This window comes from Zunongwangia endophytica (assembly GCF_030409505.1).
GTDB classification, from domain to species: Bacteria; Bacteroidota; Bacteroidia; order Flavobacteriales; family Flavobacteriaceae; genus Zunongwangia; species Zunongwangia endophytica.
The window spans coordinates 1827036-1853442 of sequence record NZ_JAUFPZ010000002.1 but is presented as its reverse complement, the minus strand read 5'-3'; the positions used below and the strand labels follow the sequence as shown (position 1 = coordinate 1853442).

At 36.7% G+C, this 26407-nt stretch carries 13 protein-coding genes; all 13 read left to right on the top strand.

The window, feature by feature from the left end; genetic code table 11:
- Positions 1 to 6: 6 nt before the first annotated feature.
- The 13 genes from QWY91_RS08130 to QWY91_RS08070 all read left to right on the top strand — a co-directional run bounded on the left by QWY91_RS08130 (position 7) and on the right by QWY91_RS08070 (position 26331).
- Positions 7 to 1140 carry a glycoside hydrolase family 130 protein gene (locus tag QWY91_RS08130; RefSeq protein ID WP_290233576.1) on the top strand — a complete coding sequence of 378 codons (1134 nt, stop codon included), beginning with the start codon at positions 7 to 9 and terminating at the stop codon, positions 1138 to 1140.
- A complete protein-coding gene (locus QWY91_RS08125) occupies positions 1121 to 4414 on the top strand; it encodes a glycoside hydrolase family 2 TIM barrel-domain containing protein (RefSeq protein ID WP_290233575.1) in 3294 nt (1097 codons plus the stop codon). The genes QWY91_RS08130 and QWY91_RS08125 overlap by 20 nt, the downstream gene beginning before the upstream one ends.
- On the top strand, positions 4414 to 7815 hold the full coding sequence (locus tag QWY91_RS08120; RefSeq protein WP_290233574.1) for a glycosyl hydrolase: 3402 nt from the start codon (positions 4414 to 4416) through the stop codon (positions 7813 to 7815). The genes QWY91_RS08125 and QWY91_RS08120 overlap by 1 nt, the downstream gene beginning before the upstream one ends.
- A 72-nt stretch (positions 7816 to 7887) precedes the next feature.
- Entirely contained in the window at positions 7888 to 9132 is a 1245-nt protein-coding gene (locus QWY91_RS08115) for a ribulose-bisphosphate carboxylase large subunit family protein (RefSeq protein WP_290233571.1), read from the top strand.
- Positions 9132 to 10523 (top strand): four-carbon acid sugar kinase family protein, encoded by a 1392-nt coding sequence (locus QWY91_RS08110; RefSeq protein ID WP_290233570.1) that lies wholly within the window; start codon positions 9132 to 9134, stop codon positions 10521 to 10523. The genes QWY91_RS08115 and QWY91_RS08110 overlap by 1 nt, the downstream gene beginning before the upstream one ends.
- Before the next feature lie 11 nt (positions 10524 to 10534).
- Complete coding sequence (locus tag QWY91_RS08105; RefSeq protein ID WP_290233567.1) at positions 10535 to 11197, top strand: aspartate/glutamate racemase family protein; 663 nt, start codon at positions 10535 to 10537, stop codon at positions 11195 to 11197.
- A 1-nt stretch (position 11198) separates the two neighbouring features.
- Positions 11199 to 12473, top strand: a complete 1275-nt coding sequence (locus tag QWY91_RS08100) for a bile acid:sodium symporter family protein (RefSeq protein ID WP_290233564.1) — start codon at positions 11199 to 11201, stop codon at positions 12471 to 12473.
- An 80-nt stretch (positions 12474 to 12553) separates the two neighbouring features.
- Positions 12554 to 13981, top strand: a complete 1428-nt coding sequence (locus QWY91_RS08095) for a sialate O-acetylesterase (RefSeq protein ID WP_290233561.1) — start codon at positions 12554 to 12556, stop codon at positions 13979 to 13981.
- Positions 13982 to 13990: 9 nt separating this feature from the next.
- The gene (locus QWY91_RS08090) at positions 13991 to 16333 is read left to right on the top strand and encodes a DUF5703 domain-containing protein (protein WP_290233558.1); all 2343 of its coding nucleotides are present in this window, start codon (positions 13991 to 13993) and stop codon (positions 16331 to 16333) included.
- On the top strand, positions 16330 to 18798 hold the full coding sequence (locus QWY91_RS08085) for a pectate lyase family protein (RefSeq protein ID WP_290233556.1): 2469 nt from the start codon (positions 16330 to 16332) through the stop codon (positions 18796 to 18798). The genes QWY91_RS08090 and QWY91_RS08085 overlap by 4 nt, the downstream gene beginning before the upstream one ends.
- Before the next feature lie 5 nt (positions 18799 to 18803).
- Positions 18804 to 20819: an aceric acid hydrolase gene (locus tag QWY91_RS08080; protein ID WP_290233553.1), complete on the top strand. Its 2016-nt coding sequence runs from the start codon at positions 18804 to 18806 to the stop codon at positions 20817 to 20819.
- A gap of 320 nt (positions 20820 to 21139) precedes the next feature.
- Positions 21140 to 24346, top strand: coding sequence for a SusC/RagA family TonB-linked outer membrane protein (locus QWY91_RS08075; protein ID WP_290233551.1), 3207 nt, complete (start codon positions 21140 to 21142; stop codon positions 24344 to 24346).
- Positions 24347 to 24363: 17 nt separating this feature from the next.
- A complete protein-coding gene (locus tag QWY91_RS08070; protein ID WP_290233549.1) occupies positions 24364 to 26331 on the top strand; it encodes a RagB/SusD family nutrient uptake outer membrane protein in 1968 nt (655 codons plus the stop codon).
- The last annotated feature ends 76 nt before the right edge of the window (positions 26332 to 26407 follow it).

The following is a 26407-nucleotide window of genomic DNA, read 5'->3' as shown; positions in this document are numbered from 1 at the left end:
CTGTAAATGAAAAAATACAATAATTCAATTCTGGTAATAACAGTTCTTATATTTCTAATATCCTGTTCTGCGAAACCTGAGAAAGAATCTTATAAAAAGAGAGAAATTACCGACGCGGTAATGGAAGAAATCTATGAAGAAATAAAAACCCCATACAAGTATGGTTTGGTTATGGTTCCAGAAAATAATTCCTATAAAATGGATTGTCCCAGTGTTTATCAAATAGATAGCACCTGGTACATGACTTATTTAATTTACGATGGTAGAGGTTACGAAACTTGGATGGCAAAAAGCCAGAATCTTCTAGATTGGGAACATTTGGGTAAAGTAATGTCTTTTTCTAATGACACTACCCAATGGGATCGAAATCAGAAAGCTGGCTACATCGCATTGCAAGATCCCACCTGGGGCGGAAGTTACAAATGGACAAGTTATGAAGATAAATACTGGATGAGTTATTTTGGAGGAGACAGTGAAGGTTACGAAGCCGGAACGCTATCTCTCGGCATGGCTTATACCGATAAGGTTCCGGATGAACCTGTGGAATTTAAAAGATTACCAGAACCTATTCTTACACCTAATGACGACGATGTTAAGTGGTACGACAATAGCACCATGTATAAAGAATCCGTAATCCGTGATTTTCAAGGAGAAACTGGTCACAAATTTATAATGTATTATAATGCTCGCGGAGATAGTTTAAATCCTGCTCGTGGCGCAGAACGAATTGCAATGGCAGTTTCAGATGATATGAAAAACTGGAAAAGATATGGCAACGAGCCCCTTATAAATCATCATACAGGAATTTCAGGAGATCCTTATATTCAGCGAATAAATGATACTTGGGTAATGTTCTATTTTGGAGCCTTTTGGAAGGAAGGAGCTTTTAACAGATTTGCAGTTTCTAATGATTTGATAAAGTGGAAGGACTGGGAGGGTGAAGATCTTATAGCTTCTTCTGAGCCTTATGACGAGTCGTTCGCACATAAATCCTTTGTTGTTAAGCATGATGGCGTGGTTTATCATTTTTATTGCGCGGTTAATAAACCTTTTCAGCGCGGTATTGCGGTAGCAACATCAAAAGATTTAGGTAAAAGTGATATTCATTTTGTAGCGCCAGATGAAAATAAAAAAGACTAAAAAGTTTCTAATTATAGTATTTAGTTGCCTATGGCTTCCTCTTTCTGCACAAACAGTAACTGGAGAGGCTGCAGGAATTCCAAAAATTCCCGGTTTACATCAACCTAATCCCTGGGAAAACCCATTAGTTACAAGTATAAATCGTGAACCGGCAAGAGTTACATCATATTCTTACCGTACTATTGAAGATGCTCTAGAAGGTGATCGAGATAAAAGTCGGTTAAAAACGTTGAATGGGCAATGGAATTTTAATTATGCAGTGAACCTTAAAGAAGCACCAGCAGACTTTTATGTATCAGAAGTTGAAAATTGGGATACAATTGAAGTTCCTTCAAATTGGGAATTAAAAGGCTACGATATTCCGATTTATAAAAGTGCAGTTTATCCTTTTCGACCTATCAATCCACCATTAGTTCCAAAAGATACAAACGGGGTAGGATCGTATCAACGAAATTTTACAGTTCCAGCTGAATGGAAAGATTTAAACATCACACTACATTTTGGAGCGGTAAGTTCAGCATTTAAAGTGTGGCTCAACGGAAAGTTTTTAGGATACGGGCAGGATAGCTTTTTACCATCAGAGTTTAATATAACGCCTTATCTGAAGGAGGGGAATAATACACTTTCAGTTCAGGTACTACGCTGGAGTGATGGAGCGTACTTGGAAGATCAAGACCACTGGAGACTAAGTGGTATTCAGCGAGAAGTTTTTATTATGGCCGAACCCAAACTACATATAGAAGATTTTTTCTTCCAGGCCAAATTGGATAAAGAATATAAAGATGCTTTATTTCAATTAAGACCTGAAGTTGAAAATTTGACTGGTGATACTATTATAAATTACCGGTTGGAAGTTCAGTTATATGATGATCATCATAAACCCGTTTTCGACAAGGTACTGGATACAGCAGTTTCAGAGATTATCAATGAAAGTTATCCAAGATTGGATAATGTGCGTTTTGGTTTTTTTGAAAAAATGATCAAAGAACCAAAAAAATGGAGTGCTGAGGTTCCAAACCTTTACACAATGTTATTGATACTAAAAGATGAAAAAGGAGAAATTTCTGAAGTGAAATCTTCAAAGATAGGATTTCGGTCTATCGAATTTTCTAAAAAGAATAGCAAATTACTTATTAACGGTAAGGAAACTTATGTGTATGGAGTAAATCGTCACGATCATCATCCGATTAAAGGAAAATCCCTAAGTAGGGAAGATATGGAGAAAGATATTAAAACCATAAAGCGCTTTAATTTCAATTTAATTCGAACTAGTCATTATCCAAATGATCCCTATATCTACGAGTTATGTGATAAATATGGCTTAATGGTGATGGATGAAGCTAATCTAGAAACCCATGGAATCGGCGGCAAGCTGAGTAATGATCCGGAATGGAATCACGCTTACATGGAGCGCATGACGCGGATGTTGGAGCGCGATAAAAATCATCCAAGTATTGTATTCTGGAGTTTGGGTAATGAAGCTGGGACAGGACCGAATCATGCTACTATGGCCGCATGGGTACATGATTTTGACATTACCCGGCCCGTTCATTATGAGCCAGCTCAGGGTGATCCGCGGCTGGAAGGTTATTTAGATCCTCAAGATGAAGGGTATCCTTCTACAGGAGATCATTCGCACCGATTTGAAAACCCAAAGGATAAGTCTTATGTAGATATTGTAAGTCGATTCTATCCTGGTGTATTTACTCCAAAATTTCTTGTCGATAAGCAGGCAGATGATCGTCCAATCTTATTTGTGGAGTATTCTCATTCTATGGGAAATTCTACTGGAAATTTAAAAGAATTATGGGACGAATTTAGATCGCTTCCTAGAGTTATTGGTGGCTGTATTTGGGATTATAAAGATCAGGGCTTAGTAAAATTAGATCCCGAAACAGGTGAAGAATTTTACGCTTATGGAGGCGATTATGGAGAGAAGCTTCATGATGGAAATTTCAATATTAATGGAATCGTCGCATCAGACGGCAGGCCAAAAGCTGCGATGTACGAGAATAAATGGGTCTATCAGCCCGTGACTAGTAGTTTAGTGGATAATAATAAACTACGAATCACTAATCGTAGCTCAGTTCAAAATTTATCTGTTTATGATGCCGTTTTGATTCTATTAGAAAACGGTAAAGTTATTAAAGAAGAGATTCTTAACCCCTTAGATGTTGAGCCGGGTAATTCAAAAATGATCAGTTTAAAGTCCTTTTTACCCAAACGGAATAAAAACTCTGAATATTTATTAAATATTGAATTCAAAACCAAAGAAGATAAACTTTGGGCTGAGTCAGGATATACAATAGCTTCAGATCAATTTATGATTCAGAAAAAACCTGAAATTCGAACTGATCTTTCAGAAAAACTAGATGTGAGTGTTTCAGAAGATGCCGAAAAGGCAGTGGTTCAATCTTCAAAATTTAAAGCTGTATTCGATAAAACAAACGGAGCGTTATCGTCGTGGACTGTAAATGGAGACGAGCAGGTGTTTGCTCCCTTATTACCGAATTTTGTACGCCCACTTACTGATAATGATCGAAAAGGTTGGAAGCCGAATAAGATTCTTAAACAATGGTATAAAGCTGAACCAATTCTGAAAAATTTTATTCTTAGTTTAGGAGGCGTAGGATCAACGATCACGAGCACTTACGAGGTAATAAAAGACAGTGCATCTGTAGAGATTACTTATAAAATTTTACCTGAGGGAGTGATTAAACTTGAATATGCTCTAAACGCATCAGAGGCCTTACCCAATATTCCTAAAGTAGGAATGCAGCTCGGGATTCAACAGACTTTTGATTTAGTAAGCTGGTACGGTAAAGGCCCAGTAGAGAATTATATCGATAGAAATCATGGTTTTACTATTGGTCGTTATTCAGAAAAGCTTGAGGATTTTATAGAACCTTATGTAATGCCTCAAGAAAATGGAAATAGGACTGATGTTCGCTGGATGGCTTTAACCTCTCCTAAACGAGATAAAGGATTCCTAGTTGTCTCTGAGCAGGAAGCACTTAGTATGAGCGCCTGGCCTTATACCCAAGAAAATTTAAATGAAGCCAGTCATACTACAGATCTGAAAAATCCTGGATTTATTACCTTAAATATAGACCTGATTCAAATGGGTGTTGGAGGCAATGACAGCTGGTCTCAAGTAGGACAACCTATGGAAAAATATCAAATTCCATCAAAAAATTATGATTATAGTTTCTATTTAATCCCTTTTAATGATAATGGAGGTTTGGAAAACATATTAAGAAAATTCGGTTATTAATGATAAAAAAAAGTATCCTTCTTATTGTATTCATTTTAGGAACCTTTTCTATGGACTTAGCGTTCTCTCAGGAGAAAGATTTAGCCTATGAAAATTCTAAACCATGGGTTTATTGGTACTGGATGCAAAGTGCTTATTCCAAAGAGGGTATTACGGCAGATTTAGAAGCGATGAAAGAAGCCGGAATTGCTGGTGCTTATTTAATGACTATTAAAGGTCCGACAGATCCCCCACTTATAGATCCTCCTATTTTACAATTAAGTGATCAGTTTTGGAAGTTAGTGGGTTTTGCTATTGAAGAAGCAGATAGGCTCGATTTACAAATAGCCATGCACGCTGCAGATGGTTTTGCGGTAGCCGGAGGTCCATGGATTGAGCCAGAACAATCTATGCAAAAAGTGGTCTGGAAAGATACAATTCTAAAGGGCGGAACAAATCTTAAGCTACGTTTACCGCAACCCGAAGCAATCGAAAATTATTATGAAGATATCGCCACCTTCGCTATTTTAAGAAAATTTGATGAAAAAACTTCAATTTCTAGAACTCCATTGGTTAGTTCAAGTAAAGAAGATATCGATGCATCATTTTTAACTAGTCCTGTTAAAAATGATGAGTTTAAGCTATACGAAAAAGGATGGGTGCAGTATGAATTTGATGATCCGTTCCTATGCAAATCAATACAGGTAGAAAGTAAGGGTGTCAACTATCAAGCACAGAGGCTTCGAGTTTTGGTAAGTGATGATGGCGAGAATTTTAGAGATTTAGGTCGATTGGTAGCTCCGCGACATGGTTGGCAGGACTCAGGGATTCCTTATACTCATAGTATAGAACCCGTAACAGCTAAATACTTTCGTTTTTTATATGACCCTGAAGGATCTGAGCCCGGAGCCGAAGATTTAGATGCAGCCAAATGGAAACAGTCCCTGAAGGTGAGTAAAATTATTCTTTCCAATCAGCCGAAAATAGGCAATTTCGAGGGCAAATCCGGATTGGTCTGGAGAATTAGTCCAGAAACGACCAATATCAAAAATGAGGATTATTTGTCTGAAAATGAAATAATTGATATTTCTGAATATGTTGATAGTTACGGCGACTTAAATTGGAACGCACCAAAAGGAAATTGGAAGATTATACGTTTTGGTCATACTACCACCGGGCAGGAAAATGAGACCGGAGGAGCAGGAAGGGGTTTGGAAGTAGATAAATTTGACCCTGAGGCAATTAAATTTCAGTTTCAACAATGGTTCGGGAAATCGGCAGACATAGCTGGAGCCGATTTAGTTCCTAAAGTACTAAGCATTCTGCATATTGATAGTTGGGAAGCTGGCAGTCAAAATTGGAGTAAGGTATTTAGAAAAGAGTTCAACAGTAGAAGAGGATATGATATTATTGAATTTCTACCTTTAATGGCTGGTATTCCAATGCAAAATCAGGAAACTTCAGAGCAGGTTTTATATGATGTTCGTAAGACAATTTCAGAATTAATAGTTGATCATTTTTTTGGAACTATAAATGACGAAGCAGAGAAACTAGGTGTAAAGTTTAGCTCAGAAAATGTAGCACCAACTATGGTTAGTGATGCGTTGATGCATTTTAAAAATGTTGATTTTCCAGGCGGTGAATTCTGGTTGAAAAGCCCAACACATGACAAACCGAATGATATGTTGGACGCTATTTCCGGAGGTCATATTTATGGTAAAAATACTATTCAGGCAGAAGCTTTTACAGAACTTAGGATGGATTGGAATGAAGATCCTGAGTTGCTTAAACCTATGGCAGATCGCAACTTTGCTCTTGGGATTAACAGGTTTTTTTATCATGTTTTTGTGCATAATCCATGGTTGGATCGTAAACCAGGAATGACTTTAGACGGTGTAGGTCACTATTTTCAACGAGACCAGACCTGGTGGAAACCCGGAGAAGCCTGGGTAGAATATTGCCGCAGAGTTCAATACCAACTTCAAAAAGGAAAACCCGTAATAGATCTAGCAGTTTTTACGGGTGAAGAATTACCTTCTCGTGCTGTGCTTCCAGATAGACTACTTCCTTTTATTCCGAATATTTTTGGAAAAGAACGTATAGCTTCTGAGGAAATGAGATTAAATAATATTGATCAACCGACCGCTAAGATGCCTAAGGAAGTCACCTATTCTAAAAATGTAACTAATTTGAACGATTGGGTGAATTTTATGAATGGCTACAAATACGACTCTTTTAATCCAGATGTCTTGCTTAATGATGCAAAAGTAGTCGATGGAAATATTCAATTTAAAGGAGAAATTCAGTATAAAACATTATTATTTCCTGGAGGTAGAAAAATGGCTCCAAATGCTATGATTTCAACAGAAGTTGCAGAAAAAATACTTCAACTTATTAAAGATGGTGCTACAATTTTTGTTGCTGAAAAACCGAATAGGATATCTGGATTTTCAAATGCAAAAGACAAGCAGCAATGGCAAGAAATAATTGATGAGATATGGTCTGGCTACAAAGCTGATTTAGATTTAGAAGAAAGTAATATTTGGAAAATAGGAAAAGGGAAAGTAATTCAATTGCCTTATTTTGGAAAAGATTTTAATCAAATAGGAATAGAGCCTGATGTATTATTTCCCCATGTAAGCCGAAAAAAAACTGAAAGTTTTGCATGGAATCATAGAAAATCTGAAGAGGAAGATATTTATTTTTTTAGTAATCAAACTTCAGAAAAACAAGAAGTGAATATCTCTCTAAGAAATACTGATAAAAAAGCCTATATATATGATCCGGTTACCGATGAAACTACTGCACTTCAAAACTGGAAAATTGAAAATAAAAGAACTGAGTTTCCATTAAAATTCAGTAAAAATGGCTCTTTATTCATAATATTTAAGGGGAATACTTCAAAAAGCGAAGTGTCTAGGGGGCAAAACTGGAATAGCTATACGCAGATAAAAAAACTAGATGAGCAATGGAATTTATCTTTTGCAAAAGAATATAATGGACCAAAGAAGTCTCTGGATATAAATCAACTTTTTGATTGGTCTACATCTAGTAACGACAGCATTAAACATTATTCTGGAACTGCTGTATACTCTAAAGAATTTAGGTTTGAGAGTAACGCTAAGAATGTTTGGTTGAACCTGGGCGAATTCTCTGATATTGCTGAAGTCTTTCTAAATGGAGAAAATGTAGGCGTGGTCTGGACCTTTCCGCATCGTATAAATATTTCTAAGTTACTTAAAAAAGGGAATAACACACTTGAAATTAAAATTACCAATACCTGGCGAAACCGACTTATCGGTGATCACAACCTGCCTGAAAAAGAACGGCTTATTTGGACGACAGCTCCTTACCGTTTGGATGGGGAAGACCTTCTGCCCGCCGGTCTATTAGGTCCTGTAATTCTTGAAAACATAAACTGACGCATGTAAGGACAGGATGCAAATTCTTAAGATTTCAATGAAATTTAGACCTTAGGCTAAATTTCTCAATAAATGGACCGGATCATAGCGCATTATTTAATTGAAACTCCTTATAATTTATCAGAGGCCGCAGCTGTCTTGGCAGGAGAACAATCTAGTGGAACTTTCGTTGCTGTTCCAGGAGAAACCAAAGAGCTTAAAGAACGTTTTGCAGCAAGAGTAGAAAATATTGAAGAACTCGAGAAAGTTGATAGACCAAGTATTCCAGGTGATACTCATAAATCGGAATTCAAAAGAGCTAAAGTAAGTGTTTCTTGGTCTGTGGAAAATTTCCAGGATAATATACCCACATTAATATCTACATTGCAGGGAAATCTCTATGAATTAAGGCAGTTTACGGGTTTAAAACTAGACGACTTTGAATTGCCGAGCTGGTACACTGAGAAATTTCGAGGTCCCGCTTTCGGGGCAAAAGGAACTAAAAATCTAGCGGGCGTTAAACAGGAACTCCCGATGATTGGGACCATAATCAAGCCCAGTATCGGAATGGCTCCAGAAGAGACTTCTAAATTGGTGAGGGAACTCATCGAAGCTGGGATAGATTTTATTAAGGATGATGAACTCATGGCATCTTCTGCAAATTCCCCATTTAAAAATCGGGTAGAACTGGTCATGAAAGAAATCAATTCTTTTCAGCAGAAAAGTGGAAAGAAGGTAATGTACGCATTTAATATTTCTGGGGATTTAGAAACTTTAAAAAGAAATTACGATACGGTTCTTGAGAATAAAGGAACATCCGCTATGCTAAGTATAAATAGCCTAGGCTGGGCGGGAGTAAAAGCAATCGCTGATAAAGGTGAGTTATCTATACATGGCCACCGTAACGGTTGGGGAATGATGAACCGCCATCCATTACTCGGAATAAATTTTCCCGCTTATGCCAAATTATGGCGACTAGCGGGAGTAGATCAATTGCACGTTAACGGTATCCGAAATAAATTCTGGGAATCTGACGAATCGGTGATCAGATCTATAAAATCGTGTAGTTCAAAATTTTTAGACCATGAGGACTTACTTCCGGTGGTTTCCTCTGGCCAGTGGGGTGGGCAGGCGTTTGATACTTATAAATTTACAAATACTACAGACCTTCTTTATATGGCAGGTGGCGGCATTATGGCTCACCCATCTGGCCCATCTGGAGGTGTTAAAGCATTAAAACAAGCCTGGGAAGGTGCAGTTAATGGAAGTACTTTAGTAGAAACTGCTAAGGAGCATAAAGAATTTAGACAGTCAGTTGAAAAATTTGGAGGTAAGTAATGTCAAAATCTAAAAAGCTATTATTGGTTTTTTATGGTGATGATTTCACCGGTTCTACTGATGCGCTGGAATTTATGACCAGAGCTGGAGCTAAAACCATACTTTTTATGGAGCCGCCAACCATAGAAGAATTAGCAAGGTTTGATGATCTTGATGCCATAGGTATTGCTGGAATGACCCGTTCACTGGATAAAGCTGAAATGAGTAAAACATTACATAGAGATTTTCTGAAGATTGCTGATTTAAATCCTCGCCATGTTCATTATAAGGTCTGTTCCACCTTTGACAGTTCTCCTGAAATTGGGAATATTGGAGTTGCTATAAAAGAAGGTTTTAAGCGATTCGGCAACAAATACACACCTATTTTAATTGCGGCTCCACATCTTGGAAGATACATGGCCTTTGGAAATTTGTTTGCTCAAATGGGTATTGGAAGTTCAGGAGAGATTTTTAGAATAGATCAGCATCCATCAATGTCTAAACATCCTGTGACACCTGCAAATAAAAGCGACCTTCGTGATCACCTCGCTTTACAATGTGATTACAATTCTGGATTAATCAACCTTTTAGATCTGGTATTACCTATTAAAGATCTTCAGCAAAAGTTAAATCAAATTTCTAAAGAAAAAAACGTGGTTTTTTTTGATGGAATTTATGAGGAGCAAATGAAAATACTGGGAGAGCTTTTGGAAAATTCAGTTGAAAATGAGAAATCATTGTTTACCGTAGGTTCTTCAGGAGTAGGAAAGGCATTAGGTGATTTTTGGCAGCAAAGCGGTAAATTTTCAGAAAGAACAGAATGGCAAGAGTTAAAAGAAAGCAATCCAATTCTCGTGCTTTCAGGAAGTGTAAGCCCAGTAACTGAAGCTCAAATTAATTACGCTATAAAAAACGGTTTTGCTGAAGTTGCTATAGAACCCGAATTTTTAGAAGGTGAGATTAATGATTTTATAAAAAAGTATTCCGAAAAGATCATTCAACAACTAAAAGGTGGGACCAGTGTTATTTTGCATACCTCTATAGGTAGCGAAGACGCAAGACTCGAAAAAACCAAAAAAATAACTGAAAATTTGGGTTGGGATAATTTACAATCGAGAAGGAAACTGCCTCAGCGATTTGGAGAACTTCTGGGACGAACTGCAAGAAAAGTTTTGTTTAAAAAGAAAGTCCAAAGGTTGGTTATCGCAGGTGGGGATACTTCAAGTTATACCGCTAAAGAATTAGGAATTAACGCGGTAGAGATGATCGCGCCGCTTTATAAAGGAGCACCGTTATGTGTGGCTCTTGCGAAGGATTCTCCTGTTGATAAAATGGAAATCAACCTCAAAGGAGGTCAGGTAGGTAGCAACGCTTATTTCGTGAATTTACAGAAAGGGAAGCTAGAATTATAAAATATAGATATATGAGTAAGAAATTAGCATTGATCCATACATCGGCTACACTGGTACCGATATTTCAGGATCTTGTAGATACCTATTTGAAAGATAAGGATATTAAAGTTTATAATATTGTAGATGATAGTCTTATTAAAAATACAATTGAACGCAACGAATTAACGCCGGACACCTCACGTCGTGTCGTAAACTACATTGGATCTGCTGAAGCAGCCGGTGCCGATTATATCATGGTGACTTGTTCCTCGATTGGTTCTGCAGTAGAATCTTCAGAAGCCCTAACTTCCGTACCTGTACTTAGAGTAGATAGACCAATGGCGGATAAAGCGGTTGCAGAAGGTAAGAAAATTGGTGTTGTAGCAACACTTCCCACAACCCTAGAGCCAACAAGTGATTTGGTTCGGCGCCGAGCTCAGGCTGCCGGTAAAGAAATTGAATTGACTTCTAAATTATGTGAAGGCGCCTTCGAAGCGCTTATGGATGGAAGGCCGGAAGAGCATGATAGAAAAGTTGCTGCAGCCTTAAAAGAACTGGCTGAAAAAGTAGATGTAATTCTCCTGGCCCAGGCATCCATGGCTCGGGTGGTCGAACAACTTGATGAATCCGATAAAAAAGTACCTATTCTGGCGAGTCCGCCAGTGGCTATGGAATTTCTAGCCAGAACTCTCTAGTATGAAAAAAAATTACTGGTACGCCTTGTGGATAGGAATAACAGCTATTGTCCTGACTCTAGTAGTATGGGTATTAGGATTAGTTGAATTTATTCATCCTTTAGCCGTTCTGGGAGCAATTGCTACTGCTATAGGATTGGGCTCATTACAAACATTAAAAACCTATCAATATACGGCTTGGATACTGGCGGCTATTGTATGTGGAATGTTGTACCCTACCGCATTTTTAAGCTGGGGAGACTTTGATTTACGAAATCCTTGGCTCATTTTGGTCGTTGTGCAATTGGTTATGTTTGGAATGGGAACGCAGATGAGCATTAAAGACTTCTCAGGTTTACGAACGATGGGAAAGGGCGTTCTGATAGGACTTATTTGTCAATTTACCATTATGCCCATAATTGGTTATTTATTGACTAAAGTTTTTGTTTTTGAACCTGAAATTGCTGCAGGAGTAATTCTCATAGGTTCGTGCTCTAGCGGTTTGGCTTCGAATGTAATGGTATATCTTGCAAAAGCCAATCTTACCTTATCAATTACACTTACTGCTATGGCTACATTGGTCGCACCCTTTATGACACCTTTTTTGATGAAAATGCTTGCTGGTACCTATGTTGAGATAAACTTCCTGGACATGTGTTTTCAAATAATAAAAATCGTAATTGTACCTATAGGTGCAGCACTTATCTTTGATGGATTACGAAAAGATTATGGTTATTTTAGAAATGTTGTCAATAGTATTTCCATTATGTCAATCATATGGTTAATTGCAATGATTTTTGGTTTTTGGCAATACCTATCGCAGTATTTTTCAACTCAAACAATGGAATCAATTGAGTTATCTAACTTTATTCTAGGCGCTATATTATTCGGGAATATTTACTACCGTCTTTTTAAAATTATCCCTAATATTCAGAGCTTTATGCCTCTAATTTCAATGTCTGGTATTATTTATTTTACAACAGTAACTACGGCTGCCAGCAGGGACAACTTACTTGCAATAGGCTTATTTTTATTATTTGCCTCTATATTACACAATTCTTTAGGTTACATTTTAGGCTATGGTCTAAGCAGGTTATTAGGAATGGATAAGGATTCCTGCCGAACAGTAGCACTTGAAGTAGGGATGCAAAACGGAGGTATGGCTTCCGGACTTGCGGGTGTTATGGGAAAATTAGCTACTCTTGGTCTCGCTGCCGCAGTATTTAGTCCCTGGATGAATATTTCAGGTTCACTACTCGCAAATCACTGGAGGAAAAGAAAACATTCAGCAGATTGAAAAAGCTATCGTGACAAGTAGGTGCAGGATGGTTTAGATCCTCTATTTCTTAAATTTAGGAAATATTAGTCATCAACATAATGAATTTATTTCGATATATACTTTTAAGTACATTTATTCTTCTTTCGATCCAAGCAAATGCCCAACTTAAACTACCGGCGCTATTTTCTGATAATATGATTCTTCAACAGGAAACTGAGGTGCCGATATGGGGTTGGGGCAAAAATAGCTCGGAATATGAAGTTCAAACTTCTTGGAGTGATAAATCCTATTCTGTAAAAAGTGATAAACAAGGGAAATGGAAGTTAAAGATAACTACGCCAAAAGCAGGAGGACCATATACCATAAATGTCAGCAACGGAAATGATAGCAAAACTCTTCAAAATGTTATGATTGGTGAAGTATGGTTATGTTCTGGACAATCTAATATGGAAATGCCGTTAAAAGGCTTTCCCGGGCAGCCGGTGGAAGGTGGTAATGAAGAAATTATTAGTTCAAAGAATAGTAAGATAAGACTGATTACCATCCCTAGAGATTCTAAAATTCAGCCAAAACATGATTTTGAGGGTAACTGGCAGGAAGCATCACCCAAATATGTAGGAAACTTTAGTGCTACCGCCTGGTATTTTGGTTCTCTGCTTAATGATGTTCTTGATATTCCTGTAGGACTAATTCATGTCTCTTACGGAGGATCGAATGTAGAAGCATGGATGAGTAAGAAAATGCTTGAAGATTTTGATAGTATATCGATTCCGAAAGAGGTGGAAGATATTGGCGAACCCAATAGAACTGCTACCGCGTTATACAATGGCATGCTTGCGCCCGTTATAAATTATGGAATAAAAGGAACAATTTGGTATCAGGGAGAATCGAATTACGATCGTCCATTTCAATACAAGCACCTATTTAAAAAAATGGTGAATGCTTGGAGAGAAGAATGGGGTCAGGACGAATTTCCATTCTATTTCGCACAAATTGCACCATTTGATTATAGTGTATTTACTCCTGATACAATTGTAGAAAAATATAATTCAGCGTATCTAAGGGAAGCTCAATTAAAGGCTTCTAAAGAGATCACAAATTCAGGTATTGCAATTTTGACAGATGTGGGTGAGAAAGACAATATCCATCCTGCTCAGAAGAGAAAAGGCGGTCAAAGATTGGCATATCTAGCTTTAGCTAAAACCTATGGTTTAGAAGGCTTTGAATTTGAAAGCCCCGAACTAAATGCGATAGAAGTCAAGGAGAATAGCATAATTGTTTCTTTTAATAAGGTTCCTAACGGAATTACTTCCCATGGTCAAAAAGTTACTGGTTTTGAGCTTGCTGGTGAGGATAGAGAATTTCATAAAGCTAAGGCAGAAGTAAGAAGAAAATCGGTTGTACTTACTTCTTCAGAAGTTAAAAATCCAATAGCAGTACGATATTTATTTGATGACTTTGTAGAAGCTCAACTATGGAGTAACGGTGGGTTACCAATTTCTTCGTTTAGAACTGATGACTGGTAAAATTTAAATTTGAAAAATATATTATTTGTAATACTATTTTTTGTCTGTTCAATACTACAGGCGCAAATTCCTTCTTTAGGGGATTATAATCCTGTATGGACTAACCAGAGTACCAATAGTTCTGAATCTATGCCAGTAGGAGGTGGGGATATCGGTATGAATGTATGGGTTGAAAATGGCAGTATATTCGCATATTTTTCAAGAAGTGGAACTTTTGATGAGCACAATACATTTTTAAAACTCGGGCGATTAAAATTAGAATTGGAACCCAATCCTTTTAAAGAAAGTGAACGTTTTAGACAAGAGTTAAAACTTAGAGATGGTTATATTGAGATTAGTGATAGCGACACCAATATTAGAATTTGGATAGATGTTTATAATCCTGTAATTCATCTAGAAGTAGAAAGTGCTGAAAGAACTAAGGTAACAGCATCTTACGAAAATTGGCGTCACGAAGATAAAGAAGTAAAAGGAAAGGCAAATAATGCCAATTCTTATAAGTGGGCACCTCAAGATACCATTTTGACTTATGCCGATTCTATAAACTTTAATAACGATGGTATTCAATTTTATCATCGTAACCGTGATTCTACGGTGTTTGATGTTGCGGTGAAGCAACAAGGAATGGAAGCTGTTAAAAATAAGATGATGAACCCTTTAAAAAATCTCACATTCGGAGGTTTTCTGCATGGAGAAAATTTTAAACCATCAGGGGTTTATTATGGAAAATACCAAAATACTAATTTTAAAGGCTATAGTTTAGAGAGTAGAAAAGCTTTAAAAAATCAGAAGCTTCAAGTTCAACTTTATACAGATCAAATACAAAATATAGATCATTGGAAAGAAGATTTATCTGAAGCAATAAAAGAGTATAAAGGTAATGTAGAAACTGCACATTCTAAGTCTATAAAATGGTGGAACGCGTTTTGGGATCGTAGTTTTATATATGTTCAGAAGAAAAATTCTGCAGTAAAAGATTCAGTTTATCAAATTGGACAAAATTATCAACTTTTTCGGTATATGCTAGGTTGTAATGCCTATGGTGAATATCCAACTAAATTTAATGGCGGGCTTTTTACTTACGATCCAGTTTATATAGATTCAACTTATACTTTTACACCAGATTTTAGAAATTGGGGAGGAGGTACCATGACAGCACAAAATCAGCGTTTAGTTTACTTTCCTATGCTAAAAAGTGGTGATTTTGATATGATGCCTTCTCAACTTAAATTTTATCAGCGAATGATGAAAAACGCCGAACTGCGATCTGAAGTTTATTGGGGTCATGGAGGAGCATCATTTACCGAACAAATAGAGAATTATGGTTTACCTAATCCCTCTGAATATGGATGGGATAGGCCTAAAGATTATGATCAAGGATTGCAATATAATGCTTGGTTAGAGCACCAATGGGATACGATTTTAGAATTCTGTCTGATGATGTTGGATCAGCATTACTACATTAAAAAGGATATATCTGAATATCTGCCTTTGGTAATGAGCAGTTTAAAATTTTTCGACAATCATTATCAGTATCTTGCCGGACAGCGAGGAAGTAAAAAACTCGATGCTCAAGGTAAACTTGTGTTGTATCCGGGATCGGCTGCCGAGACTTACAAAATGGCTTATAATGCAAATTCTACTATTGCTGCTTTACAGGTTATAACAAAAAAGTTATTAAGTCTACCAGAAGAATATCTATTAGAAAATCAAAAGAAATATTTGTCGGAATTTAAAGAAAGAATACCGCCTATTAGTTTTCGACAAATAAATAATCAAAAAGTAATTGCACCAGCTGAGAATTGGGAGCGAATAAATAATACCGAAGTTCCTCAATTATACCCAGTATTTCCTTGGGGAATTTACGGATTAGGTAAGCCTGATCTAGGAATTGCAAAGAACACCTTTAAACTTGATCCTGATGTACAAAATTTTAGAAGTCATATTGGGTGGAAACAGGACAATATTTTTGCAGCCAGATTGGGATTTACTGCTGAAGCTGCTAAATATACGAAGCTAAAATTGGCCAATTCCGGTAGGAAATTTCCAGCATTTTGGGGTCCTGGATTTGACTGGGTTCCAGATCATAATTGGGGAGGATCAGGTATGATTGGACTTCAGGAAATGCTACTACAAACCGCCGGTAATAAGATTCTACTGTTTCCTTCCTGGCCGCAAGAATGGAATGTTCATTTTAAATTGCATGCTGTTGGTAATGTAATTATAGAAGCTAAAGTAGAAAATGGAGTTTCAGAAATAATAGCAGTAAGCCCTGTAGACAAGAGAAAAGATATTATTAATTTATATAGTTTTTCAGCAGAAGAAAAACAGAATCTAAATGTACAGCAATGAATGTAAAAAAATATATAAGGTTAACTTTTAAGCTTACTTTCATAGTATTGGTTACTTTAAATCTCGCCTGCAAGGCACAGCAAAATACAGAACGAGATGAAGCTTTTAAAACGTTAAAGGTTGATCTTGATTTTGATGGTAGACGACTAAAGGAAGTTAATGATCCTCTATACGAGTCCTGGATTGTTGGAGAAGGGAAACGTTTGAGTAGATCTTTTGGGAAAACCACTATTATACTTGAGGGTAATTTTCGATCCAGTTGGTATAAAGCCGGTATTCAAGCTCCTAATTATGCGCAGTTAGTTAGTGATGGCTTAATTTCTTCAGGTTCATTGACTATGACAATTTCTGGTTTGGAAAATGGTACTCACTCTCTGCTTACGTTTCATAACACATTTGACAGCCCCGAATCAAGAAGTTTTGCACCTGTCAACATTGTGGTAAATGATAAAAAAGTAAGAACAGTAGAGCCATCAAATCGAACTGATGCCACTGTTAATTCAGCCATGGCTTATTTAAAATTTGAGGTTGAAAAGAATAAACCAACCATTATTCGTTTTGAAGCTGATGATTTTGAAGCTATTGATAAAACTATTGTTTTAAATGGGTTTGAACTGGATGGTCAGAATATGATGAATCAGTCCCGTAGTCCACAACCAGAAAATGCTGATGAACATGTTGTAGTTGAAAATAACCTTATTTTAGAATGGGACTCTCCGGAAGGTATAGAAAATCATAAAATATTTTTTGGAATAGATAAAAATCTAGTATTAAATGCCACTGAAGAGTCAGAAGAATTTAAAGGTAGCTTTAAGGAAAAAAGCTATGAGGTATCAAATCTTTATTCAATGCAAACGTATTATTGGAGAGTTGATGAAGTTGATGAGAATGGGGATGTTACGCGGGGCGAAGTCTGGTCTTTTAAACCTGCACAGCTGGCTTTCCCCGGAGCAGAAGGATATGGAAGATTTGCAATTGGAGGGCGAGGAGGAAAAGTCGTGGAGGTTTCAAATTTAAAGGATAAAGGAGAAGGAAGTTTACGTTATGCAGTAGAAGAAATGAAAGGACCGAGAACCATTGTGTTTAATGTTTCGGGTAATATCGAATTGAAATCCAGATTAGTGGTGAGTGATCCCTACGTAACAATTGCAGGACAAACAGCTCCAGGCAATGGTATTACATTATCTCGAGCACCTATAGGACTTACTGGTAATGATGGAATCACAAGATTTTTGAGGGTAAGAATTGGGGCAGGAAGAACTTATGATGGTATGGGACTAACCGGAGCAAATCATAGTATAATCGATCATAGCTCTATAAGCTGGACTATTGATGAATCTTTCAGTTCAAGAGGTGCACATAATATCACTCTACAACGAACTTTGATTGCAGAAGCCTTAAATGTAGCAGGTCATGGTAAATATGAAGAAGGCAAAATGCATGGTTATGCAGCAACTATAGGTGGTGATATTGGTAGTTTTCATCATAATCTTTTAGCCCATAATTATGGTCGAAATTGGAGTTTAGGTGGTGGATTGGATGGTGATGGCTATTATGCCGGAAGATTGGATATAAGGAATAACGTCGTCTACAACTGGGGACACAGAACCACAGATGGCGGGGCGCACGAAGTAAACTTTGTAAATAATTACTACAAACCAGGTGAAGCCACAGACTTGTTTTACGCCTTAACTATGGATCATGAGGGTGTAGGTTTAGGCTCGCAAAAAGCATTTTTTAAGGGAAATATTATGCCTGGACATTTTGATTTAAAAAACCAGGAAGAAGGTAGGAGATCAATAATTTCGAATAACGAAATAGTGAATTACGAAACCTTTGTAGAGGAACCGTTCTTTCCGTCGTTCGTAGAAACCCAACCTGCAAAATTAGCTTATAAGTTAGTAGTTTCTGACGTAGGATCCAATTTACCATTAGATAACCATGACAAAAGAATCATAAAGGAAACTATAGAAGGAACTTATAAGTACAAAGGTAGTAAAAGTGGTATAGCCGGTATGATAGATACGGAAAAAGACGCTGAAGGTTGGGAAGATTATCCTGAGGAGCATCGAGGAGACGATTGGGATACAGATCATGATGGACTTCCCAATTGGTGGGAAAAAGCAAAAGGTTTAAATATTAATTCAAATCAAGGTGATTTTTCTGATGCTAATAATGATGAAAATGGTGATGGTTATACTGAGCTAGAAAACTATCTAAACTGGCTTGCAGAACCGCATTATATACTTCAAGCAAATGAAAAACTAGAGATTCCAATTAAGAATTTGTTCCAAGGTTTTATTAATTCTCCAGAGTATTCAATTTCTGGTAATTGTGCTACTTTGGAAAACAATGATACGCTTTCCTTTGAAAGTGGAGAAAATGGATTTAAGGAAATTGTAGTAAGTGTTAAGGATGATCATGGAGACACTATGAATAGAACGATCAATATTTATATTCAATAATTAAGATGATAAAGAAGAATATATTAGCATTGGGAATAGTGATTTTAGAATTTTGTTTTGCGCAAGGACAAGGTTTGGTAGGGAATAAAAATAGTCCATATTCTAAATTGAAAAGCGTTGGACTTTCAGACGTAAAATGGACTGATGGTTTCTGGAAAGAACAGTTTGATGTGGAAACTCAATTTACGCTGCCCTATATGTGGGAATTATATCATAATGAAGAGGTTACTCATGCCTATCGTAACTTTGAAATAGCAGCGGGCTTAATGAAAGGAAAACATGATGGACCATCGTTTCATGATGGTGACTTTTATAAAGTTTTTGAAGGAATGGCCGCAGTGTATGCAACCACACTAGATGAAGATTTGGATAAGGAGATGGATGAAGCAATTACTATGATTGCTAAAGCCCAGCGTGAAGACGGCTATATACATACCCCTGTGATTATTGAAGAAAAATGGGGGACGCTTGGAGACGAATATCTTCAGCAGCAATTAGGTTTTGAAAAATATAATATGGGGCATCTTATGACTGCTGCTTGTGTACATTATCGGGCTACTGGAAAAGCAAATTTTCTGAATATTGCTAAAGACGTAGCAGACTATCTTTACGACTTCTATCAAAAAGCTTCTCCGGAATTGGCTCGTAATGCTATTTGTCCTTCACATTATATGGGGGTAGTAGAGATGTACCGCGCGACAAAAGATTCTCGATACCTTGAGCTTGCAAATAATCTACTTAATATAAGAGGTACTACAAATGATGGAACAGACGATAATCAAGACCGTATACCCTTTCGTGAGCAAAAGATAGCGATGGGGCATGCAGTTAGAGCAAATTATTTATACGCAGGTGTAGCCGATCTTTACGCTGAAACAGGGGAAGAGAAACTTTTAGAAAATCTGAAATCTATTTGGGAGGATGTTGTTTATCGGAAAATGTATATTACAGGGGCCTGCGGTGCTTTATATGATGGTGTTTCTCCTGATGGAACGGTTTACGACCCAGGAGAAGTTCAAAAAATACATCAGGCTTACGGCAGGCCCTACCAATTGCCAAACGCTACGGCTCACAATGAGACATGTGCAAACATTGGAAATGTACTGTGGAACTGGAGAATGCTCCAGATAACCGCAGATGCTAAATATGCTGATATTATGGAACTAGCATTATATAACAGTGTGCTCTCTGGAATTAGCCTAGAAGGACAAAAATTTTGCTACAATAATCCCTTAAATGTGTCTAATGATCTCCCTTTTGAACAAAGATGGGGTAGCGAGAGACAAGGCTATATTGCTCTTTCCAATTGTTGTCCTCCCAACGTAACTCGAACACTTGCAGAAGTTAATAATTACGCCTACAATTTAGCGGAAGATGGAGTTTATGTGAATTTATATGGGAGTAACTATCTGAATACTAGGAATAGCAGCGGACAAGAAATAAGGATTAAACAGGAAGCTGATTATCCGTGGGATGGAAGTATTGAACTAATAATTGAAAAATTACCCAAAGGAGAGGAAATTTATTTAAGAATTCCGGGTTGGAGTAGAAATGCAGAAATAGCAATTAACGGAAAAAAAATAAATAGTAATGTTATTTCAGGTAGTTACTTCAAGATAAATAAGACTCTCAAAAATGGAGATCAAATAGATATACATCTACCCATGCCGATTGAAAAGATGGAAGCAAATCCATTAGTCGAATCTACAAAAGGTCAAGTAGCTATTAAAAGAGGTCCTATTGTTTACTGCCTTGAAACGTCAAATAAAAATTTATGCCATAGCGTTAATAACGTTTCTTTAAATTTAAATGATCCATTTTCAGAAAAAGAATTACTTATTAATGGACGAAAAATAATAGCTATTGAAGGAAAGGCAAACTGCAAGAAACACGAATGGAATAATAGCTTATACTCGCCTATGTCAAATGATATTCAGGAAATCATTGATGTTCAGTTTGTTCCCTATTACTCCTGGGGGAATAGAAATTACGAAGGAATGAGCGTTTGGAACACTTATTAAATGCTAAAATTCGTCTAAATAACGATGGCATCATTTGATCTTGTCTAAAGTCGAAAATTTTAATAAATAGAATTAATATTTTCTTTTAATCTAAGCTTTAATTTGATGTTTTCGTAATAAATTACTGGATTTAAATACTTTGAGCAGTATAGTGCAGGATAGGTTATGCAAGTCTCATATATATATTTGAAATAATTATTAAAGTTTTCTAAAAAAATAAAATCGTTAACGTTTTAGTAGCTTTTTATAATTACGAAATCGTTTGAATTCGTTTAACTAACAAATCTTTAATTTTTATTAACAAAAAATAACTAATACCTATGAAACAAATAACTACAAAGGTATTTACGGTTTTTCTTTGCTTATGTGGATTCCTGATATATGCTCAGGATCTTAATGATCAAAGATCAATATCCGGTAATGTAACAGATTCAGGAGGAGATATTTTACCAGGTGTAAATGTTTTCGTAAAAGGAACACAGAATGGTGTTGTGACAGATATGGATGGTCGTTACACTATTAGAGCTTATGGAAGGGATACACTGGTATTTTCTTTTATTGGAATGAAAACAACAGAGCGTTATATAGGAGGAGAGCGGAATATAGATGTTGTTTTAAGCGACGACAATGAGCAACTAGATGATGTAGTTGTGGTAGGTTACGGTGAGCAGAAAAGGGAGCATCTAACTGGCGCTGTAGAGACTGTAGATATGGAAGAAATTGAAGATTTACCCGTAGGAAACCTCGCTACAGCCCTGAGAGGGAAATTGCCAGGGGTGAATATCTCTGGGGGATCAGTTAGACCTGGCCTAAAACCTACTTTGACTATAAGAAACCCTATAACACTGTCTAAAGATGGAGGAAACAACCAGCCTTTGTATATTATTGATGGGGTTTTACAAATTGATGCTCAAGGAAGAAACGATAACACTTTGTTCAATCAGCTTGATCCATCAGAAGTGCAGAGTATTAGTATCTTAAAAGATGCCGCTGCCGCTGTTTATGGATCTAGAGGAGCTAATGGAGCGGTTGTAATTAAAACCAAACGTGGACAGGCTGGACCTCCTCAGTTTAGTTACAATGGTTCGTATGGTATAACAGATGAGCAGGAACGAACAAAAATGCTAAGTGCTGCAGAATATGCTCGATTCATAAACGAACTAAACGGTCCCTACGGTAATCCAAATGTAAGTAGGGATGATAGTAATAGTGCAAACTATTTTTTCTCTGATGATGAAATCGCTTATTTTGAAAATAATGAATACGATTGGCTTGATCGAGCTTGGTCTTCTGCTACTACTCAAAGACATTCTGTTAATGTTAGTGGGGGAGCCGAAGGCGCTACTTATTTTGGAGGTGCTTCTTATTATCAGCAAACAGGCAATTTATCTGAAGTAGATTATGACAAATGGACATTTCGAGCAGGAACGAGTGTAGATATAGCATCAGGATTGAATGCAAATTTACAGGTTTCCGGGAATTTTTCTAATCGTTCATCGACCTTCAATAAAGTAACTGGTGAAAATGCAGAAGATGATTATAATAGCCTTTTAAGAGCTCCGAGATACATTCCGCCGTATATTAATGGATTGCCTGTAAATATTCCGGATGGAGGTGTTGGTGGTGATGGATATCATTATTTCGCTATTCAAAACCTAAATAATTACGCCGAAAATCAAGACCAAACACTCACATTTAATATGAATCTTGAATATGAGGTGCCCTTTGTAGATGGCCTCTCATTTAGAGCAACTTATGGTAGAAATATGGGGACGGGAAAGCTCAGCCAATTAGGAACTATTTATGAGCTTTACAATTTTGAAACCAGCGGCGATAATGGTCATATATATCTTCCGGATGCTCAAATAATTGGTGAACCTATAGAAGTTGAAAATGGTGATCGCATTTTTTATAGAAATTCTGATAATTTTTCGGAACAATACAATTTCGTCGGAACGTATAATCAAACATTTGGTAAACATGCTATTGGGGCTTTAGCAACCATAGAGAGAGGAGAAACTGAAGGTACACAGCAACAAGTTTTAAGAGAAGAGGTCGCTCCAGATTCTAATGGTCAATTTAATTCCGCTTTTGGAAATGTAGATGGGTATACCTGGAAGTATGAATCAGGTTCATTGTCTTATGTTGGTAGGTTAAATTACAGATATAATGATAAATATTTATTTGAATTTCTATACCGATCAGATGCATCAACAAAATTTGCTCCAGAGAATTATTGGGGACATTTTTATTCAATTTCTGGAGGATGGATTATTTCAAAAGAAAATTTCTTTAACTCGGATGTGTTAGATTTTCTTAAAATTAGATTCTCTCACGGTAAATTAGGGAAGGATGATACAAAAATGTGGGCATGGAGACAGCGTTACACGTTCCAATTAGCGAAAGGAGGAGTTTTTGGAGGCGATTCGCCGCGAACCGATGGTTTTAAAATGGAACTTTCGCCTAATAGAGATGCTGTATGGAGTGACGATTATAAAAATAATTTGGGAATTGATATGCAGTTTTTTGATAGAAGGTTAAATGTCACTGTAGATGCCTTTTATAATCAGGGAAGAAATATGCTAATTGAAAGAACAGGGGCTGTACCATTTTCTATAGGAGGCACTGTTGCAGCTGAAAATTATGGTGAAGTAAATTTCTGGGGTGGAGAAATCTCTTTAGGTTGGCAAGATAATATTGGACAAGACTTTAGTTACGGAATAGATGTTAATAGTGGATGGAGTACTAATAAAGTATTGGTAGGTAACTTTGATGAAACATCTGTTTTGCCGTGGAATGCAAGCCAAGGAGAGATGGCCGAAGTAGGAACATGGGGTTACGATTATTTAGGAATGTTCAAAGATCAAGCAGACATAGATGCTTATGTAGATCAATACAATATTCAGCAGGTTTTTGGAATCCCTACAGAAGATTTGAGACCAGGAATGCTTTATTATCGAGATGTAAGAGGAGAGCATCTTGGAGATGGTGAATTTGCAGAGCCTGATGGGATTATTAATGAAAATGATCGTGTAGAATTAGAAAAACCTAATAATAGATACGGAATAGGTTCAACAATTAGATTAAAATATAAGAATTTTAGTATTCAAGCAACGCTCGGAATGTCTTGGGGAGGCTTCGATGCTATAGATGCGAGAGATATTGATATTAATTCAGAAATCAACCAAAATTTCGCTAGCGTTCCAAGTATATGGAATGACATTTATAATCCAGATACTAATCCAAATGGAAAAATGCCTAATCCATATTTTTCCGACATAAATGCGGTACCTTCAGAGTTTTGGAGAGTTAGTAGCTTTCGTTTCACTATGCCGAACTTAAATGTGGGGTATTCTTTACCTAGGGAAACAGCAGAAAATTTAAATCTTTCGTCTTTAAGTGTCCGATTAACTGCTCTTAATCCTTTCAATTTTTATAATCCATACTCTTATAAAAGTGCTAATAGTGCATGGGGAGGATATCCAATACTGCAAACATTTTCTTTAGGGTTAAATATCAGACCATAAATTTAAAAATGAATACAATGAAAACATTTAATATAAAAAATCTAAACAGCTTATATTTACTTGCATTTGTTTTGATGGTGAGCTCTTGTAGTGATGAGTTTCTCCAAGAAAAACAGGATTGGACAGGAGTAAATGAACAAGTATTTCAAGATGAATTGAGAGCTAGGGCTTATGTAGACTATGTCTATTCTCTTTTTTTACCTAACGACGGTAATGTGCCACAATGGTGGTATCACTCGCATAACGATGATTTATTACAAACTAGTGATGAGTATTATGGTCAAACCAGATGGAATCAAGAATGGGCAACCATTTCGCCAAATGAATACCATGCTTGGGATTACATAGGTCGAAAAATGACATCAAAAATTGAAAATACCACATATACTAGAATACGACAGATTAATTTATTTATAAATAACGTAGACGATTATGATACCATGGATGAGGATGCTAAAAATTACCTCAAAGGTCAAATGTATTTTTGGCGTGGTTATCAATATTTGGATTTAGCAAGTTGGTATGGTGGTGTTCCAATTGAATTAGAGGCTCAGAACCCAATTGTAGATCCAGCCGGTCAAACATCAAGGTCATCTGCTGAGGAAACTTTGGGACAAGCAATGTCGGATTTAGATATGGCAAAACAGTTGCTGCCAGGAAGATGGAGTGATGCTGCCGATTGGGGACGTGTAACGAGCGGAACAGCAGCAGCATTAAAGGGAAGAGCCGCATTATTGTGGGCGAGTCCTCAGTTTAATAGAGATGATGAACAAGAGCGTTGGCAGTCTGCTTATGAAGTAAATTTAGAAGCTCGTAATATTCTTGAAGCAAATGGATTTGATTTATTTCAAGGAGAATGGGCGGACATTTGGGATCAGGAAGTTGGTAATCCAGAAGCAGTTTGGGTTTGGAGTTTTAATACTATAACAAACGATAGACAAATGAATAGTGGTTGGGAGACTGTTAACAGACCGAGTGATCAGCCGTCTTTTTATCAAGCTAAACCAACAAAACAAACAGTTGATGCGTTCCCTATGAAGGATGGTAAGCCTATTGGAGAATCTGACATTTATGACTATGATATACAAAATTTTTATAAAAATAGGGATCCTAGATTTTATGCTACTTTCGTTTTTCCTGGCGATAATTATCCTTATGCAGAAGATCCGGATTATAGATCTTGGAATTATACTTGGTTTAGCGAACAAGGCATAGATCAGCCAAATGAAGATACGGATGATGCTGCCAATGCTAGTGGTTTTTATGTTAAAAAGATGACAAATTCTGATGCATCAAATTCAGATCGTTTTACACAGTCTGGAAACGATTATATAGAATTACGATTTGCCGAAGTAGTTTTGAATCTTGCCGAATCAGCTATTGGAATAAATAATTTGGAAGAAGGAAAACAGGGTATCATGGAAATTCGAGAACGTGCAGGCTTAGAAAATCTAGATGGAAGTTTCGGTTTAGCTGATGTGAATTCTAGAGATGAATTATTTGGAGCTGTGGTAAAAGAAAGACAGGTAGAATTAGCCTACGAAAGACAGAAAAGGTACTATACTTTAAAACGGTGGATGCTATTTAATGATGACTTTGGAACTTGTACTAGATTGGGATTAGATCCTATCGATGGAACAAGAAGAACAGGTTTCTATTTTATAGCTCAAGACGAAAATGGTGATGATTATATTGGTACAGATGATCCTTTTGAACCAAACGGGGAAGGAATAGCTCCGGTTGTGAATAGAGAACCGAATGAATTTCCAGAAGGTATATCCAATCAAGATGAATATGCGGATTGGTTGAGAGATAATTATTTTAGGATTCAGGTTAGAGATAATTTAGATCCAACAGATAATAACTGGACATTTTCTTGGTATAACGAGTATTACTTCTTGGGAATATATCAAGATTTGATAGATACAAATCCATATTTGGAACAAACCGTAGGTTGGGGAGGAACATTTGATCCGCTTAATTAATTTTTATTTAACCTAATATAGAAAGAACTTATCTCTTTTTTGAGATAAGTTTCTTTTCTATTTCCGAAAATTTAGA